Here is a 16,823-nt window from a genome sequence, read left to right on the forward strand (position 1 = left end):
TGGGGAAGCTCAGTTAGTATACAATTACATTGTACATTTAAAACTGAATATTGTGAGAAAGGAAAATTGCATGAACAAAAGGATTAGAGCATTGCTCCACCTTATTATTCTTTGTTTAGGAGTCATTTTGCCATCAGTAGCTCCTCTTACTCAGGTGCAAGCAGCTGAGTTTGGTGATGTTATCACTGAGATGAGCCTGAAGAACTCTTCAGGTGGTGATTTGACGCAGGGAATTGATATTTGGGAAACTTTTCGAGTTTACGCAAAGTTTGTCTTGCCGGATAACCAAGTACATCAAGGAGATACGACAAAAATCACCTTGCCCTCTGAGTATGCTTTTGGGAACTCTTCAGCTATTGAACTTAAGGACAGCTCAGATAACGTAGTGGCAAATGGATTTTTGGATTCAACCAACAAGACCATTACTTTGACCTATACAAATTATGTTGAGCAAAAGTCTGGTGTTCAAGGAGAATTCTTCTTCTATGCACGAGTTGACCATGATGTTGTGAGACAAGAAGGTGACTTGAATGGTGGATTTACCGTAGGAGGTCGGATGTTGTATCCGGGAATCGTCCATTATAATGGACCACCCAAAAGATATGACTCAAAAATTGAGAAGAGCTCTTATCAGGCAGCAGAAGACGGTAAGAACGAGGTTCATTACAATATTGCGATTAACCGCAATATGGAGCATTATACCGGAGTAACGATAACTGACAAAATTACCTCGCCTAATTTTAAAATCATGAGAGACTCAATTCGGGTCTATAAAATTGCTTGGCGCTGGAATAATGGAGATTGGGTGCGGGATTCAACAGAAGACGTGACAGCTAATTTCCAATCAAAAATCACAGAGAATGCTGCTGGTGATGGATTCACGATTGACCTTGGCGACATGGATGGTTTCGGGTATTTGCTGGACTATAAGACAAAAGCAGATTACGATCTAGTTGATGGTGAGCGCGTTTCCAACAGTGCTACCATGACCTATAATGGTGGTCAAACAACGACATCATCTGAAAATCGTTCTTATCAGATTGCAGGCGGTGTTGGAGAAGGCTATGTTTTCACCATTAAGCTCCATAAGGTTAATGAAAATGGTGAGGACCTGCAAGGTGCAGAATTTGAAGTTGTTCGTGATCGGAGCGGAGCAGTTGTCGGAAAATTAACTACAGATTCTAACGGGAATGCCAACTTGGGTGACTTGTTGCGCGATGATTATACCATCCGTGAAGTGACTCCTCCTACAGGATATGATAAATTAACTGAGGAAATTAAGATTGGTTCCCAGGATTTTGGAACAGACAAATCTGTATCGCGCGAGATCGTCAATAAGAAGACGGTAACCGAGCAGGATGTAACTTTCAAAAAAGTAGATCCAAACGGGAAAGAAATTCCTGGTGCGCAACTGAAAATCTATAAAGGTGATCATGTTGATCAGGAAGAAGCTCCTGTTGCAGACTGGACTTCTGAGGCTGACACTTCTAAAGTCATAAAATTGTCTCCAGGAACCTATACACTGACTGAAGCTAACGCTCCTGCTGGTTATCAATATGTAGAAGATATCACATTTACAGTAGGCGATAATGGTACTGTTGCTCTTGTGAAAAAAGGAGCAGAAGATACTGTTCAAGCAGCGGGCTCAATTCTGACGATTACCGACAAGGAGGATAATAGTCCTAAAGCCATTACCTTTAGTAAGGTCAACCTAGGCGGTACAGAAATTGCTGGCGCTCAAATTAAGATTTTCAAGGGCAACAAAGCGCAGGGTCAAGCAGTAGAAAGCTGGACTTCCGAAGCTAATCAGTCTAAAGAAATCAATTTGGAGCCTGGTATTTACACCTTCCATGAGGAAGCAGCTCCAACTGGTTACCTGAAAGTAACCGACATCACTTTCCAAGTCAAACATGACGGCACAGTGGAAGTGACCAATGTCGGCGAGAAAGACTCTAAAGGTGAAAACAACAAGGTTGTGACTGACGGAGCAACTTTGAAGGTAACAGACAAGGATGACGACTCAGAACGTGATGTGACGATCAAGAAAGTAGATCCAAACGGGAAGGAAATCCCAGGGGCGAAATTGAAACTCTACAAAGGCAGTCGGATTCGTCCTGAAGCTAAACCTCTTGCAGAGTGGACTTCCGAAGCCAACGCATCTAAGGTGGTTAAGTTAGCTCCAGGGACCTATTCTCTGAAAGAAAGCCTTGCTCCTGCTGGATTTGTAGCTGTAGAAGATATTAAGTTCACAGTTCATTTTGATGGTACCATTACAGTTGATGCTAAAGGTGCAACAGATTCTGTTGAAGCAAATGGCTTGGTTCTTACTGTAACCGATAAAGAGGACAATAGTCTGAAAGCCATTACTTTCAGTAAGGTCAACCTCGGCGGTACTGAGATTGCTGGCGCAGAGATTAAGATCTACAAGGGAGACAAAGCTGAAGGTGCAGCCGTTGAAAGCTGGACTTCCGAGGCTAATCAGTCTAAGGACATCAACTTAGCACCTGGCACTTACACTTTCCATGAGGAAGCCGCACCAACAGGTTACCTCAAAGTAACCGACATCACTTTCCAAGTCAAAACAGACGGAACAGTGGAAGTGACAAACGTTGGTGAGAAAGACGCTAAGGGTGAATCTAACACCGTTGCGACCCATGGAGCAACACTGACAGTAACGGATAAAGATGATGACCTACCGCGTAAGGTAACCTTCAGTAAGGTCAGTCTTGGCGGTACTGAAATCGCAGGTGCAGAGATTAAGATCTACAAAGGCGATAAAGCTGAAGGCCAAGCTGTAGAAAGCTGGACTTCAGAAGCTGGCAAGTCCAAAGACCTTAACTTGGCACCAGGTACTTATACCTTCCATGAGGAAGCGGCCCCAACGGGTTACCTCAAAGTGACTGACATCACTTTCCAAGTCAAAACAGACGGTACAGTGGAAGTGACCAATGTCGGCGAGAAGGACGCTAAGGGTGAAGACAACAAGGTCGTAACCAACGGCTCAACTGTTACAGTAACGGATAAAGATGATGACCTACCGCGTAAGATTACCTTCAGTAAGGTCAACCTTGGTGGAACTGAAATCGCAGAAGCTCAAATCAAGATTTACAAGGGCGATAAAGCTGAAGGTACAGCCGTAGAAAGCTGGACTTCAGAAGCTGGTAAGTCTAAAGACCTTAACTTGGCACCTGGCACTTACACCTTCCATGAGGAAGCAGCCCCAACCGGCTACCTCAAAGTAACGGACATCACCTTCCAAGTCAAGCATGACGGCACAGTAGAAGTGACCAATGTTGGTGAGAAGGACGCTAAGGGTGAATCTAACACCGTAGCAACAAATGGTTCAACTGTTACGGTGACTGACAAGGACGACGATCTTCCACGTAAGGTGACCTTCAGTAAGGTCAACCTCGGCGGTACTGAAATCGCTGGTGCTCAGATCAAAATCTACAAGGGCGACAAGGCAGAAGGCAATCCAGTAGAAAGCTGGACATCTGAAGCTGGTAAGTCTAAAGAATTGAACTTGACTCCTGGTACTTATACTTTCCATGAAGAAGCAGCCCCAACCGGCTACCTCAAAGTAACGGACATCACCTTCCAAGTTAAACATGACGGTACAGTGGAAGTGACCAATGTCGGCGAGAAAGACGCTAAGGGTGAAGAGAACAAGGTCGTAACAAACGGTTCAACTGTTACAGTGACTGACAAGGATGATGATCTCCCACGTAAGATTACCTTCAGCAAGGTCAACCTCGGCGGTACTGAAATTGCCGGTGCTGAAATCAAGATTTACAAGGGCGAGAAAGCTGAAGGTACAGCCGTTGAAAGCTGGACATCTGAAGCTAATCAGTCTAAGGACATCAACTTGGCACCTGGCACTTACACCTTCCATGAGGAAGCAGCCCCAACCGGCTACCTCAAAGTGACCGACATCACCTTCCAAGTCAAGCATGATGGCAAAGTGAAAGTGACCAATGTCGGCGAGAAAGACGCTAAGGGTGAAGACAACAAGGTCGTAACCAACGGCTCAACTGTTACAGTAACGGATAAAGACGATGATAGTCCAAAAGCTATTACTTTCAGTAAAGTTAACCTTGGTGGAACTGAAATCGCAGGAGCTCAAATCAAGATCTACAAGGGCGACAAGGCAGAAGGCAATCCAGTAGAAAGCTGGACATCTGAAGCTGGTAAGTCTAAAGAATTGAACTTGACTCCTGGTACTTATACTTTCCATGAGGAAGCCGCACCAACCGGCTACCTCAAAGTAACCGACATCACCTTCCAAGTCAAAACAGACGGTACAGTGGAAGTGACTAGCGTAGGAGAAAAAGATTCTAAGGGTGAAGAAAACAAGGTCATAGCTAATGGTTCTAAAGTTACTGTAACGGATAAAGACGATGACAGTCCCAAGACTATTACTTTCAGTAAAGTTAATCTCGGCGGTACTGAAATCGCAGGTGCAAAGATCAAGATCTACAAGGGCGACAAGGCAGAAGGCCAAACAGTAGAAAGCTGGACATCCGAAGCTGGTAAGTCTAAAGATATAAACTTGGCACCAGGTACTTACACCTTCCATGAGGAAGCGGCTCCAACGGGTTACCTCAAAGTAACAGACATTACTTTCCAAGTGAACCATGATGGTACAGTGAAAGTGACCAATGTCGGAGAGAAAGACTCTAAGGGTGAAGAAAACAAGGTTGTAACCGATGGTTCTAAAGTGACTATTACCGATAAGGATGACGACCTTCCACGTAAGGTAACCTTCAGTAAGGTCAACTTAGGCGGTACTGAGATTGCTGGTGCTGAAATCAAGATTTACAAGGGCGAGAAAGCTGAAGGAAACGCAGTCGAAAGCTGGACATCCGAAGCTGGTAAGTCTAAAGAATTGAACTTGACTCCAGGTACTTATACTTTCCATGAGGAAGCAGCCCCAACGGGTTACCTCAAAGTAACCGACATCACTTTCCAAGTCAAACAAGACGGCACAGTGGAAGTGACAAACGTTGGCGAGAAAGACTCCAAGGGTGAAGAGAACAAGGTCGTAACAAACGGCTCAACTGTTACAGTAACGGATAAGGACGATAATCTTCCACGTAAGGTAACCTTCAGTAAGGTCAACCTCGGTGGTACAGAAATTGCTGGTGCAGAGATTCAAATTTTCCAAGGCAAAGAGGCAACTGGCAATCCTGTAGCAAAATGGACTTCAGAAGCAAATACATCGCATGAGCTTGGATTAGCTCCTGGAGTATATACCTTCCATGAAGCTGCAGCCCCAACCGGTTACCTAGCTGTTACCGACATTGTGTTCCAAGTGAATCTCGATGGCACAGTAACAGTTGTAAATGCTGACGGAAATACAGTAGAATACAAGGATGGGACGTTAGTCGTAACTGACCAAACGAAACCGACTGGCCCAGACAAGGATCCGTCTAAAAAAACAGATGAACCAGATCCGAAAAAATCAAATCAAGATAAACCAATAGAAAAAGACCAAGATAAACCTGGAGATAAGGGGAAGACGAAGAAAGTTCTGCCTTTCACAGGTACAGAAATCAGCTTTACGCTACTTGCTTTCGGTCTGATTCTGATAGTTGGTTGTGGGGTTTATTTCGGGATTCGTTTCAAAAAATAAAACAGAAAACAAGTGTCAATGAACGTTGACGCTTGTTTTTTATGTGCTTGATGAAAGAAGCCGATAGTTATCGTTGAATTTAGGCCTATTGATGCAGTTTAAGGGCAATCGAAAACTATTTTTCTAAGTGACAAAAATGTAAGTTTAAAGGCTAAAATGAAAGGTTATCTTATGGCAGCTAGCCTGGGAATCCGGTATCCTATAAGTGTAAAGAAAAAGAAGATAACTATCTTCCAAACTAATAATCAGATTTCAAGAAGGAGGCCCGCTATGAAAATCAATCTTTTTAACCATCGCCAAAGTAAACCTAAAGCTCAAAAGATTTCCAAGGAAGAAATCGAGAAGACTCGTCTAGGCTGTGCTTCCAGTCAATATTATTTCTGGCTGCAGTACAGTCACTGAGAGTTTCCAGTATTCAAGGATAAGAGAAAGGTCGGTTGACTTTTCTCTTTATCCGACTTGGAGCACAAGATGACAAAAATGTAAGATTGGCAGGCAAAATGAAAGATTAGGTTATGGAAACTTGTCTGTCTTTCCGGTATGATAGTAGTATCAAGTTAAATAAAGAAGAGGTTCGAGTATGACATTATTAGACGTACAGCACGTGAAAAAGATTTATAAAACCCGCTTTCAGGGCAGTCAAGTAGAGGCATTGAAAGACATTCACTTTACGGTAGAAAAAGGCGAATATGTCGCCATCATGGGGGAGTCGGGCTCCGGGAAATCCACCCTGCTCAACATCCTAGCCATGTTGGACAAGCCGACTGAGGGCCGCGTCTTTCTCAATGGAATTGACACAGCAACCATCAAAAACAGCCAGGCTTCCAGCTTCCGCCGAGAAAAGCTAGGCTTTGTCTTTCAGGATTTCAACCTGCTAGATACCCTGTCGGTCAAGGATAATATTCTTCTGCCGCTAGTCCTCTCTCGCCGTCCCATTACCGAGATGATGCAAAAGCTGGTCACGACCTGCAACGAGCTGGGGATTAACAAGCTGCAAGAGAAGTTTCCTTATGAGATTTCCGGTGGCCAGAAGCAACGGGTTGCAGTAGCTCGAGCCATCATCACAGATCCTGAGATTCTGCTGGCGGATGAGCCGACGGGAGCCTTGGATTCCAAATCTTCAGCAGCCCTGTTGGATGTCTTTGACGACATCAATGCCCGCGGTCAAACCATTCTCATGGTGACCCACTCAACGGCAGCGGCTAGCCGGGCCAAGCGGGTGCTCTTTATCAAGGATGGGATTCTCTACAACCAAATCTTCCGTGGTGACAAGACCGAGCGGCAGATGTTCCAAGAGATTTCCGATACTCTGACAGTTATGGCAAGTGAGGTGAAGGACTAGTGTTTCGATTAGCAGCAAAATTGGCGGTATCCAATCTGATTAAGAACCGCCGTCTCTATTATCCTTTTGCACTGGCTACCTGTGTGGCTGTAGCCATTTCTTATATTTTCAACTCCTTGGCTTTTAATCCCAATCTATCCAAAATGACAGGTGCCAGCTCTGTTATCCTCGTTTTGGTCCTAGGGGTTGTTATTGTAAACATCACAGCCGGAATTATTGTCTTTTATGCCAATCAATTTGTTATGAAGAATCGCTCCAAGGAGCTGGGACTTTATGGCATGCTAGGTCTCAATAAACGTCATCTCTTTGTTATGACTTTTATTGAGCTTCTGATTTTCGGGCTAATGGCTGTAATCTTGGGGCTGACTATTGGTGTTCTCTTTGACCAGCTGATTTATGCCTTTTTGCTCAAGCTCATGGGTACCAAGGTGGTTTTGGTTTCAACTTTCCAGCTACCGGTCTTGATTCTTGTTTTTATTTTCTATGGCTTTATTTTTGCAGGCTTGGTCTTTGTTAATGGTTGGCGAATTCTGCGTTTTGATTCTCTGAAGATGGCTAAGGAAAAGGCCAGCGGAGAGAAGAAGAGCCGGTTTTTACTGCCACAGACCTTTATTGGCCTGGCGGCTCTGCTCTACGGCTACTATCTGGCTCAGACTGTGCGTAATCCTATGGAGGCAATCTTCATCTTTTTTGGAGCAGTCCTCTTGGTCATTTTAGGAACATACCTGCTCTTTAATGCTGGTATTACAGTCTTTCTGCAGCTTCTGCAAAAGAACAAAAAGTATTACTACCAGCCCAATAATATGATTTCCGTCTCAAATCTTATTTACCGTATGAAGAAAAATGCAGTGGGGCTGGCTACTATTTCCATCCTATCAACAATGGTTCTAGTGACCTTCTCTGCCGGTATGAACATCTATTCTGGCGCGGAATTTATGCAGAAACTTATGTTTCCGCATGATTTCTCTATCAATGGCGGTGTGAATGCAAAAAAAGAACAGCTGGATCAGGTCTTGACAGAGTTTGTAGCAGAGAATCAGCTGAAGGTCAAGCAACAGGAGACCTATCAGTTTTATTCAATGGGTGTCAAGAAGAAAGAGGGTAACAGTCTAGATATTTATCCTAAGGGACAATGGACTGTGTCACCTAATACCTATATCTTGATGTTTTCCAGCGAGGATTACGAAAAGCTGACAGGAAAGGATCTATCTTTGCAGGAAAATGAGATTGCCGTCTTTAACAAGGGGGTGGATCTGGATTATAAGCAACCTCTGCAGCTGGCTGGCCAAAACTTGACGATCAAGACAGTCCTGTCTGAAGATTTTATTTTTCACAAGATTCCAGATGAGTATAATATCATCATTCCTAAAGGCCTGTATCTAGTAGCCAAGGATCCTAGTCAACTCTTAGCTCATCAGATGGAGCAGCAAGCTATTAATCCTGTTCTCTATGGTAGTCTGGATATTGAAGCATCAGAAGATGAAAAGGCTAAGCTGGATACAATCTATCAAAAGAAAATGACGGACTATAACCAGTCCCTGCCAGAAGGTGCCGGAGGTGTCCACGGTCAAACTGGTGTGATTGGCATACTTGAAATTAAGGGTATGCTAGGTGGTGTCTTCTTTATAGGGATTTTCCTCTCTATTGTCTTCATGATGGGAACAGTGCTGGTTATCTACTACAAGCAGATTTCCGAAGGTTACGAAGACCGTGATCGCTTCATCATCCTGCAGAAAGTCGGCTTAGACGAGCAACAGACTAGAAAGACCATTCGTAAACAAGTACAGACTGTCTTCTTCCTGCCCCTAATCTTTGCTTTCCTTCATTTGGCTTTTGCCTATCATATGCTCAGTCTCATTTTACAGATGTTGGGCGTGCTCAACGCAAGTCTTATGTTAGTGGTGACTCTGAGGGTTTGCGCTCTGTTTATTGCAGTATATGTCGGTGTCTTTCTCATTACTTCTCGCAGCTATCGCAAAATTGTGGCCATGTGATAGTAGAGACAGGCTTCATATACCTTTCATCTATTTTAAAGACTTAGGCTGAGATTTTTCTCAGCCTTTCTTTTCGGTAAATTTCTGAGAAGGATTCCTAAAAGGGAGGAAATATGATAAAATAGGGCGTTAATGCAATTAGGAGAATAAGAATAGATGAATATATTTAGAAAAAAAGATGCTAGCAAGGACAGAACGGGCATGCGCCGTCACTTGAAAATTCCAGATCTGATTTTGCTTGGTATTGGAGCCATGGTAGGAACTGGGATTTTCACCATCACAGGGACCGGGGCGGCCAAATATGCTGGGCCTGCTCTGACTGTTTCGATTGTCATTTCAGCGCTTTGTGTGAGTATTTCGGCCCTTTTTTACGCTGAGTTTGCCTCACGGATTCCGGCCAATGGCGGAGCTTACAGTTATATTTATGCTGTTCTGGGAGAATTTCCTGCTTGGCTGGCTGGCTGGCTGACCATCATGGAGTTCATGACCGCTATCTCAGGTGTTGCCTCTGGCTGGGGCTCTTATCTGAAAGGATTGCTCAGCGGCTTTGGTATCCAGCTGCCGGCAGCCCTGAATGGCACTTTCAATCCCAAAGCAGGTACTTATGTGGACTTGCTGCCCATTCTGGTCTTGGCCTTTGTTACGGGAGTTGTCCTTTTGAACTCCAAGGCAGCCCTGCGCTTCAACTCAGCCTTGGTAGTCTTGAAATTCTCAGCCTTGGCGCTCTTTATCATTGCAGGATTTTTCTTCATCAAACCAGAAAATTGGTCTAACTTTGCACCTTTTGGCTTTGGAGAAATTTATGGCGGCAAGGTCGGCATTATGGCTGGGGCTTCACTCATGTTCTTTGCCTTTCTTGGCTTTGAGTCCATTTCCATGGCGGTCGATGAAATTAAGGAGCCCCAAAAGAATGTTCCGCGCGGGATTGTTTTGTCCTTGAGCATTGTGACCATTCTCTATATTTTGGTGACCTTGGTCTTGACTGGGATTGTCCACTATAGCAAGCTGGATGTCTCAGATGCGGTGGCCTTTGCCCTGCGCAGCGTCGGACTTGGTTGGGCAGCTAACTATATCTCTGTCGTCGCTATTTTGACACTGATTACGGTCTGCATCTCCATGACCTACGCCTTGTCGCGGATGATTTACAGTATTGCGCGTGATGGGCTCTTGCCTGGCTCTTTCAAGAAATTGACAGAGATCAGTCGGGTGCCAAAGAATGCCACGATTTTAGTAGGGATTGCCTCAGCTGTTTGTGCAGGTATTTTCCCCTTGGCTAGCATCGCCTCTTTCCTTAATATCTGTACCTTGGCCTATCTGATTTTATTGGCACTTGCTGTCTTGAAATTGCGGAAAGATCAAGGAATGCCGAAAGCAGGAGAATTCAAAACGCCTCTGGTACCTCTGACACCGATTTTATCCATTATCATCTGCCTGTCCTTCATGACCCAGTATACCAAGGAAACCTGGCAAGCCTTTGGAATTGCCCTAGCGTTGGGAAGTCTCATCTATGCCTTCTATGGCTATAGAAACTCAGAAATCGCTGTAAAAGAGGAGTAGGGATAAAGTATTGATATTAAAGAGAAAGAAGAAATAGAAAAGAATGAAAAAACTTAACCTAACCCAAAAGAAGAAAATCTGGCTCTTTGCCCTTGCTTTTATCGCCCTGATCTTATTGGCGATTGTGATTAATATTCAGCTGAACCAGCCTGAAGATATGCATGCTGATTATGTTCGGCTTTGGAAGTCAAGGTGGCATGAGGAAAATAAAGACTGGCTCTATCCACTGAAAAATATCTGTCTTGTTATTCTGGCAGTTCTAGCTGGGTCTGGTTTGATGATTGCATGTTCCAAGAGTGAGAGATGGAAATAGGCTTCTGTAGATTTAAATGAAATCATCTTACAAAAATGTAAGATTAACGATAATAAATGTAAGGTAGAGACATGGAAAACGTGTCTCTATTTTGCTATAATCAGCTCAGGAATCTTAACAAGAAAGGTTGCGCGATTATGAAAAAAGTCCTTTTAGGTTGCTTGGGAACGGTGCTGATTTTGCTTGCTCTTTCAATAGGTTTTCTAGCCTACTTTGGTCCAGACTATGGCATTTTTCTTTTTCCACCTAGTCCGCAGGACTACGCTCGCTCGGTCGTGAAAAAGCTTGATTTCGGTCTTTATACGGGCAAAGACTGGGAAAATGAGAAAAAGAAAGCTTTAGAGAAGCTTGAATCAGCCAAGACTTATCAAGACACCTATCCTGTCTTGGAAAAATTAACCAAAGAGGCTGGCGGGAAACATTCTTATTTTTTAAGTCCACAGGATAATCCCGAAAATAGTCCAGAAAGCAAAAATCAGCCTGAAGTGCAGAATAGAGAGGGTATTCTCTATTTAAAAGTTCCTGCTTTTACCGGTGATGCACAAGCGGCGAAGACTTATACCAACAAACTGTCAGCAGCTCTTAAAAAGGATGATTATCAGGCAGTTCTTGTGGATTTGAGAGACAATACTGGCGGGAATATGTATCCGATGATTGCGGGACTATCCTCTCTTCTGCCTAATGAAGACCTCTTCCAATTCGTGTATAAAAACGGAAGCAAGAGCGCGGTTTCGCGATCAGATGTCCTTAAGCAGCTTGGTCTGGAGCAGACTGATGAGAAAGCAAAGAAAGTTCCGATAGCTGTACTTACCAATGGGAAAACAGGTAGCTCAGGAGAGATAACTGTTTTAGCTTTTAAGGGACTTGAAAATGTTAAAATTTTTGGTCAGCCAACGGCAAGCTATACTACGGGAAATAATTATTATCAACTATATGATGGAGCGGTTTTGCTCTTGACTACCTCGAGTATCTTAGATCGCACGGGCAAGCTTTATGAGAATGAGGCAATTCAGCCCGATGTCCTAACAGACCAGCCTTTAGAAGAGGCGGAATCTTGGTTGAAGGGACAGATAGGAGAATAGTTCATTGAAAGCAGTCAAAGAGACTGCTTTTCTGCTATAATAAAGAGAAGAACGAGGTGACAAATGATTCGTAAGATAAAACTAAGAGATGCTGCAGCCATTCAGTGGCTTAATGCTGAGTGTCTGGGCTATGACTTTGATAGGGAAGCGACGGAGGCTCAACTGAAGAGGCTACTAGAGAATGACCAGCATTTGATTTTGGTAGCTGAAGAAGGCGGACAGGTCATAGGTTACGCTCATGCGGCTAGCTACGACTGTCTCTATTTCCCGTCCTTGCTCAATCTCTTGGCTTTGGCCGTCGCTCAGGATTTTCAGGGGCAGGGACATGGCAGAGCGCTGATGCAAGCTTTGCGTGAAAAGGGGAAAGAGGCTGGCTACACAGGAATTCGAATTAATTCAGGCATTTCCCGCACAGCTGCCCACGAATTCTATCGCAGCCTCGGCTGCAGCGAAAAAGCAGACCAGAAACGATTTTATTGGGAGTTTTAGAGAATTTAAGGAGAAAAAAATAGACGGTCATGAGAAAAAAGAAGATAGTGTATGTTTTATTGAGTATTCTTTTATTGGGAGCTTTAGGTCTACTCTCCTTATGGGTTATTAAAATAAATACTAAAGTTTATACTGATATACGAGAAACAAAATTTAAGAGCATTCAGCTTTTTGATAACAATAAATTCGTGTTGGTCGCTGTGGATGAGAAAAATAATCGAGCTGATATTTACTATGGCCAAAATTATGTTTCAACTATTGCTGTTCATTCTTGGCGAATTGGAGAAGTTAAAAACTCTCCACCAATTGGGAAAGAAGAATACTATAAGATAATCAGCTACGATTTAAATAGCCCTAATCTATCAAGGAAAGAACTAGACCTGTATGAATTGCCTAGAATTCAGACACAAAAGTTTAGACTCAATGAAGTCTTAAGCAGTTATTATGGTAATGGGAAAGACTATATGGCACGAGACAATCTTTACCAATATGTTAATGGAGAATATTTTGAGCAAAGTTTTTTACTGGATATTGATAATGAGGAGCTCTTTTTTAAAGATGTTGCTCAAAGAAGAAATGAGATGGCGACGAAAGATCCATATCGAAACAAAGTGAGTTTGACTCCTGGTGGACTAGGGGACAGCTTAAGTGCTCAGTTGAGAGAATACCATTTATTGCAATTGCGAGGGGCTATTATTCCAGACTTAGATTCTGATAATAAAATTGATATTTCTAACACCAACTTTGCTCAGCTTTATCCAGAAGTAGCCAAAAATATGAAGGATATGACTCAACTTTATTTCCGGCCTGAGTAGTATAATCAGAAAGAATGGTTTGACAACCTTTTGCATTGGTTTGCACCTAAGGAACAGGATGTGATGGAGGTGTATGCGACAGATTCTGCAACAGGTGAGAAAACACAAATCAAGTCATTTGATGACTATTTAGCATGGCGAGAAGCCCACCCAGAGGAGGTGAAAAAATATGAGTAATAAAATTGAACGGCTAACTCAACAGCATGCTTTAGAAATTGCCAATGATTGGCATTACGAGGCGCCTTATGACTTTTATGATATGAAAAATGATTTGGAAGATTATGAAGAAATAGTCTCCCAAGAAGCGCGTAGAGACCGTTATTATCAAGTCCTGAGAGAAGGAGAACTCTATGGATTTTTCTGCTTGGAGCAGAAAGGAGAGCGAACTTTGGAGCTTGGTTTGGGGATGAAGCCAGAGCATTGCGGAAAAGGTCAGGGCGCGGGATTTCTGCAGGAAATTCTGGAATTTATCATGGCAAATTTGGCGCCCCAAGTCATAAGGCTATACGTGGTTGACTTCAATCACCGAGCCCAGCAGCTTTATCTCAACATGGGCTTTGAAGTGGTGAGGCGCATCCCGCAGGAAAGCAATGGCGATATTCATCTCTTTGTGGAGATGGTGAAGAAGGTCTAATTTTAGACTTTGTTGCAAAGCGTCAGATAAAATTATTGACAGTCAAGAAAAAGTCGTTCAATATACTTATGACTACTGGCGGCTAGTAGGGATTTTGTCAATGATTACCAATAAACAAAAGGAGAAAACCATGACATTTGAAGAAATTTTACCAGGCCTTAAGGCCAAGAAAAAATATGTGCGTACAGGTTGGGGTGGAGCAGAGAACTACGTCCAGCTCTTTGACACGATTGAGCAGAATGGGGTGGCTCTCGAGGTGACACCTTATTTCCTCATCAATGTTTCTGGTGAGGGGGAGGGCTTCTCCATGTGGAGTCCGACTCCTTGTGATGTCCTCGCGACAGATTGGGTGGAAGTAGATGACTAAGACGGTACTGGTGACGGGAGCTAGCTCTGGCATCGGCCGAGCTCAGGCTCTGACCTTTTTGGAAAATGGCTACCGGGTTTATGGGGTGGACAAGGATGAAAATCCAGGCTTTCTAAATGAGCTACGTTTTGTCAAGCTGGATTTGACGGGTGATTTGACACCGCTCTTCACTAACTTACCTGAGGTGGATATTCTCTGCAATACAGCAGGTATCTTGGACGATTATCGTCCCCTACACGAGATAAGTGACGAGGACTGGGAGCAGATTTTTGCTATCAATCTGACCGCTACCATAAAAATCACTCGCTTTTACCTGCAGAAAATGTTGGAGAAAAAGTCCGGTATCATCATTAACATGTGCTCGATTGCTAGCTTTTTGGCTGGTGGCGGTGGTGCTGCCTATACAGCTTCTAAGCATGCTCTAGCCGGCCTGACCAAGCAGATAGCCTTAGACTATGCGGATAAAAATATCCAAGTCTTTGGTCTAGCGCCAGGCGCTGTTAAGACAGCTATGACTGCCGCAGATTTTGAGCCAGGCGGACTGGCAGACTGGGTTGCTGAGGAAACGCCGATCAAGCGTTGGCTGGATCCTCAGGAAGTGGCAGATGTCAGCCTCTTTCTAGCCAGTGGCAAGGCAGCTGCTATGCAGGGCGAGATTATCAAAATTGACGGCGGCTGGAGTTTGAAGTAAGGAAATAAAATGTTTAAATGGGAAAAATGCAAGAAGATTTATCTAGTTTGTTTAGCTCTGCTATTTCTTATCTGGTTAAACAATACAAGCATCTTTTCTAATAAAGATGGACAGGAATATAAAATCCTAGCTCATCGAGGACTTGCGCAGACCTTTGATGAATCTAAAGCAGACTGGGATAGCAATACGGCAGCCATGATTGACCCGCCTACGCATCCCTATCTTGAGAACACCCTTTCTTCGATGCAGGCGGCCTTTGACCTAGGAGCGGATGCAGTGGAGTTTGATGTGAAATTGTCCAAAGACCAGCAACTAGCAGTCTTTCATGATGCAACTCTGGAATTCAAAACTGGCATTGAGGGAGAAATTCAGGACTATACGATGGCTGAGCTCAAAAAGATGGATATCGGTTACGGTTATACGGCTGATGGCGGAAAAACCTATCCTTTTAGAGGAAAAGGAGTCGGCCAGATGCCCACAATAGATGAGGTTTTTGAGGCCTTTCCAGACAAGGAGTTTGTGATTGAGGTCAAAGACGGGAAATTAGAAACCTATAAAGTCTTGTGGGAAAAGCTAAAAACGCTCTCGCCCAAAAGGTTAAACAAACTCAGTGTTTGTGGGGCAAGCGAGGAAGGCGTTCATTGGTTGCGCAGTCAGAGCAGCAGTCTCAAGCTCTTGTCCAAAAATCGCATGCTTAATGCTCTTATCCAATATGAATTATTGGGCTTTACGGGCTATATCCCTGAGGAAATGAAAAATGCAGAGCTGCGCATTCCTTTGAAATATGCCAAATTCTTATGGGGTTGGCCAAACAAATTTATGGAAAGAATGGAAGCTGTCAATACATGGGTTGAGCTAACAGCTGGCGGCAGCGATTTATCAGAAGGTTTCGATCATATCCATAGTCTAAAAGATATCCCAGAGGGCTTTGACGGCTATATCTGGACGAATAAAATCAATGAACTGCATCTGAAAGAAGGTAAAGAATGAAGGCAAAGGATACTTTTTTCCAATCCTGGACCAAAAATATGGTACTTTACGGTTTGGATGCTGGCCTAGGGCAGTTCTTCATGAATGCGCCTGAGACATCCTGCCTTTACCAACTAGGAAATTTCATCTTTCCTGCTGGTCAGGTGGATTGTTATTTTTGGCAGGATTTTAGCAAAAAATATAGTTTAGCTGACAAGGTCATTATCTCCGAGGAGCGCAGTTGGCAAGAGTTTCTGGATAGTCAGAGTGAGCTGCAGCAGTTCACTCGCTATGCTTTTACGGACAGGGCCGACTTTGATACAGAGGCTTTGGAGAAATGGCGGAGCAGTCTACCTGCAAACTACTACCTTTGTCCGATTGATAAGGAGAGTTATGAGCGTTTGGCTGAGGAAGTCTGGTCTCAGGATTTGCAGGGTGACTTTTCCGATTTTGACCATTTACAAGCGACGGGTGGCTTTGGCTTTTTACTCTATTCAGGGAAGGAAATCATCGCTGCTGTATCGACAGGATTGGTCTATCATGGAGCCCTTGATATTGAAATTGCTACCAAGCCGACCTACCAAAGACAAGGCTTGGCCAAAATCTTGGGTGCCCAGATGATTCTAGAAGCTCAAAAACGCTCACTCTTTCCACTATGGGATGCGCACAATGAAGCTTCCAAGAAGGTCGCAGAAAGCTTGGGCTATCAGTGTCTAGGAGCTTATCCGGCCTATGAATGGAAAGGGACTTTTGACCAATGAAGAAAAACCAAAGCTATTTCTTAAAAGACATCATGGAGGCTGTAAAATCGGAAGTGCTAGATGATGATTTATGTTTGTATGACAAGAACGATGGAGAACTGAATTTTCAGGACAGCTACTTGCCTTGTAGATACATTTGGCAATGACCTTGAGAGTTTGAAAAACTAACTAGCATTT

At 43.6% G+C, this 16,823-nt stretch carries 13 protein-coding genes and 1 pseudogene; all 14 read left to right on the forward strand.

Features of this window, described 5'->3' with window-relative positions:
* Nucleotides 1–70 precede the first annotated feature (70 nt).
* The 14 genes and pseudogenes from DQM55_RS03735 (at nt 71) to DQM55_RS03800 (ending at nt 16,646) form a co-directional block, all read left to right on the forward strand.
* The gene (locus DQM55_RS03735) at nt 71–5,632 is read left to right on the forward strand and encodes a SpaA isopeptide-forming pilin-related protein (protein ID WP_111675511.1); all 5,562 of its coding nucleotides are present in this window, start codon (nt 71–73) and stop codon (nt 5,630–5,632) included.
* 270 nt (nt 5,633–5,902) lie between these two features.
* Nucleotides 5,903–6,034, forward strand: coding sequence for a hypothetical protein (locus DQM55_RS11865; protein ID WP_009659231.1), 132 nt, complete (start codon nt 5,903–5,905; stop codon nt 6,032–6,034).
* Between the two features lie 178 nt (nt 6,035–6,212).
* Nucleotides 6,213–6,974 carry an ABC transporter ATP-binding protein gene (locus tag DQM55_RS03745; RefSeq protein ID WP_111675513.1) on the forward strand — a complete coding sequence of 254 codons (762 nt, stop codon included), beginning with the start codon at nt 6,213–6,215 and terminating at the stop codon, nt 6,972–6,974.
* Nucleotides 6,974–8,968 (forward strand): FtsX-like permease family protein, encoded by a 1,995-nt coding sequence (locus tag DQM55_RS03750; RefSeq protein ID WP_111675514.1) that lies wholly within the window; start codon nt 6,974–6,976, stop codon nt 8,966–8,968. Before DQM55_RS03745 ends, DQM55_RS03750 begins: the two co-directional genes overlap by 1 nt.
* 156 nt (nt 8,969–9,124) lie before the next feature.
* Nucleotides 9,125–10,525, forward strand: coding sequence for an amino acid permease (locus DQM55_RS03755; protein WP_111675515.1), 1,401 nt, complete (start codon nt 9,125–9,127; stop codon nt 10,523–10,525).
* 43 nt (nt 10,526–10,568) lie between these two features.
* Complete coding sequence (locus DQM55_RS03760) at nt 10,569–10,838, forward strand: hypothetical protein (protein WP_111675516.1); 270 nt, start codon at nt 10,569–10,571, stop codon at nt 10,836–10,838.
* 71 nt (nt 10,839–10,909) lie between these two features.
* Nucleotides 10,910–11,920: a S41 family peptidase gene (locus DQM55_RS03765; protein WP_111675517.1), complete on the forward strand. Its 1,011-nt coding sequence runs from the start codon at nt 10,910–10,912 to the stop codon at nt 11,918–11,920.
* 63 nt (nt 11,921–11,983) lie between these two features.
* On the forward strand, nt 11,984–12,409 hold the full coding sequence (locus DQM55_RS03770; protein WP_111675518.1) for a GNAT family N-acetyltransferase: 426 nt from the start codon (nt 11,984–11,986) through the stop codon (nt 12,407–12,409).
* Nucleotides 12,410–12,438: 29 nt separating this feature from the next.
* Nucleotides 12,439–13,401, forward strand: a pseudogene (locus DQM55_RS03775) (hypothetical protein).
* Nucleotides 13,394–13,858, forward strand: coding sequence for a GNAT family N-acetyltransferase (locus DQM55_RS03780; protein WP_111675519.1), 465 nt, complete (start codon nt 13,394–13,396; stop codon nt 13,856–13,858). Before DQM55_RS03775 ends, DQM55_RS03780 begins: the two are co-directional and overlap by 8 nt.
* A gap of 130 nt (nt 13,859–13,988) precedes the next feature.
* Nucleotides 13,989–14,225 (forward strand): DUF2829 domain-containing protein, encoded by a 237-nt coding sequence (locus DQM55_RS03785; RefSeq protein ID WP_002899859.1) that lies wholly within the window; start codon nt 13,989–13,991, stop codon nt 14,223–14,225.
* The gene (locus tag DQM55_RS03790; RefSeq protein WP_111675520.1) at nt 14,218–14,916 is read left to right on the forward strand and encodes a 3-oxoacyl-ACP reductase; all 699 of its coding nucleotides are present in this window, start codon (nt 14,218–14,220) and stop codon (nt 14,914–14,916) included. Before DQM55_RS03785 ends, DQM55_RS03790 begins: the two co-directional genes overlap by 8 nt.
* A gap of 9 nt (nt 14,917–14,925) precedes the next feature.
* Complete coding sequence (locus DQM55_RS03795) at nt 14,926–15,906, forward strand: glycerophosphodiester phosphodiesterase family protein (RefSeq protein ID WP_111675521.1); 981 nt, start codon at nt 14,926–14,928, stop codon at nt 15,904–15,906.
* Entirely contained in the window at nt 15,903–16,646 is a 744-nt protein-coding gene (locus DQM55_RS03800; protein WP_111675522.1) for a GNAT family N-acetyltransferase, read from the forward strand. Before DQM55_RS03795 ends, DQM55_RS03800 begins: the two co-directional genes overlap by 4 nt.
* Nucleotides 16,647–16,823: the final 177 nt, after the last annotated feature.

Source organism: Streptococcus sanguinis (genome assembly GCF_900475275.1).
Lineage (GTDB): Bacteria > Bacillota > Bacilli > Lactobacillales > Streptococcaceae > Streptococcus > Streptococcus sanguinis_N.